Source organism: Pseudoalteromonas sp. S558 (genome assembly GCF_005886635.1).
Taxonomy (GTDB): domain Bacteria; phylum Pseudomonadota; class Gammaproteobacteria; order Enterobacterales; family Alteromonadaceae; genus Pseudoalteromonas; species Pseudoalteromonas aliena.
On record NZ_PNDU01000244.1, the window covers coordinates 1 to 1888 of the forward strand.

2 protein-coding genes are annotated in these 1888 nt (G+C 35.2%); both read left to right on the forward strand.

From position 1 onward, the window contains the following. Window positions 1-471: 471 nt before the first annotated feature. Window positions 472-825 (forward strand): hypothetical protein, encoded by a 354-nt coding sequence (locus tag CWB66_RS15895; protein ID WP_138586108.1) that lies wholly within the window; start codon window positions 472-474, stop codon window positions 823-825. Between the two features lie 228 nt (window positions 826-1053). Next, a complete protein-coding gene (locus CWB66_RS15900; protein ID WP_077535528.1) occupies window positions 1054-1422 on the forward strand; it encodes a PH domain-containing protein in 369 nt (122 codons plus the stop codon). Window positions 1423-1888: the final 466 nt, after the last annotated feature.

Below are 1888 nucleotides of genomic sequence, written 5' to 3' on the forward strand. Positions count from 1 at the left end.
GCGGCGCGAGGTTTGTAACCTAGTGGGCTAAGTAAAAACCGAGCAACAAAGAGTTAATCGTCCCTAGATCGAGCTCAAAGGGCAGCGCATGTTTGGCATTTATGCTGCGTTATCGCCTATTTATGGGGAATAACCACACTACATAGGCTCTGCCTTGCCTAAATACCAAACAGTCTGCTGTAAATTCAACCTCGAAAGATAAACAGGCCCTAGCTTTTTAGTTAGTTGTAAATCACTATATGGAAACTACATCATTTTTTAATGGAAAAATATTACACCTTATTACATGCTCGTTTTGCTGATGGTTTCTGCTATGAACACCAATATCACTTGAGGTGATTCAGTATTAAAGATGATAAGGTTTTTAAACTTCAAAAAAATCACCCAGATCTCGTTAAAAACACCGTTAAATTCTCTCTATATCCACCATGAAAACACACTAAAAAATTGAACTAAAATGGGAACTTAGCTATGGTTGAGACATCAATAAATATAAAACGAGCTAATCTACAGGCTCGTCAGTGGCCGAGTATGAATGTTTTAAGTAATAAAACTAAAAAGATTATTGGTCTTCTTTTTAAATCTGATCAAGCAAAAATTGTTGAAAAAATTCTTTCGGATGACTGCCCAAGAAGCATCTCTAGTTGCAATGATTGGGAAGCTGAATTCTTAGAGCGGATCTGGATATCCGTTTTAAAAATAAGTTCAGGAGACATGAAAAAATTCGAATCTGCTGTTAAGTTGGCTAATACTGATTACAGGGATTTATTCATGGCAGCAGGGCTTGGGTATGATTCAGAGGCTCATAAAAAGTGGAAGATTTAATGACTAAAGCGACTAACAAGCGCATGTTGCATAAGCTACTAGCGTGGCTTGGACGTTTTTTTACGATCGTGTCTCGATACAAAGCCTCCGCATATTCTTTTAATATATCACGTAAAATTGAAGTAACCGATTGAACCAAAATAGTAACTCGGCTATGGTTTGTTTATCAATAAAGATAACTTTAAAACGAGTTAATCTACAGGCTCGTTAGATATATAAGGATGTTCAATGATAGATTTTGATAATAAAGGTTTTTTTAAGCTTAAACAGGATTCTGATTACGCAGATAAAGTAAAAGATTTACTTTTAGACGATGAGCAAATAATTGATTCATACAAGTCAATGCGTGATGGAGTGGTTTTTACAGATAAAAGAATCATCGCTGTAAATGTGCAAGGTATTACCGGAAGCAAAAAAGATTTTACATCTTTACCCTATAAAAATATTGTAGCCTATTCGGTTGAAACCTCGGGTACTTTTGACCTTGATTCTGAATTAGAGATATATTTTTCAGCTGTTGGTAAAGTTAAGTTTGAGTTTACTGGCAAGTCTTCAATGTTGGAAATTTCAAAAACCATATCTAATCATTTGTTGTAAATAATTTATAGCTAACAACACCTCTGGGGTGGGCAGTAAGTATTAAAGCTCACCTTCCACCGCAAATTTCATCAACGATGAACCCAGCCATTTTTAATGTTTTTAGATAGATATTTATTATAAAGCGTATGCGTTTTTCAGCATTTAAATAGGATCGGTATCCACTTGAATGCCAACAAGCGTGTCACTTGGCTTACATCAAGGCAAGATTGAATCTTTACTTCCTAGGTATCTAGGTAAGGAGCATGAGCAGGACGCAGATGCTTTGTGGGTTTTTACTTATTCTGACAAGGGTGTAGGTCATTAGAGTAACGAGTGGGCATTAATACCAAACTGCATAAATCTTTGATCAATTTAACGAATTAAATTGCACTATAACGTCGTTAAAAATTTTTTATTTAGAACAACTAGATACAAAAATTTTTGCCTAGTTCTAGCGTAATTTTCTTAACGTTAAATAGACCCC

Excerpts from the sequence above, each read along its gene's own strand:
- CWB66_RS15895 (WP_138586108.1), top strand. The coding sequence starts at position 472 with ATGGTTGAGACATCAATAAATATAAAACGAGCTAATCTACAGGCTCGT.
- CWB66_RS15900 (WP_077535528.1), top strand. The coding sequence starts at position 1,054 with ATGATAGATTTTGATAATAAAGGTTTTTTTAAGCTTAAACAGGATTCT.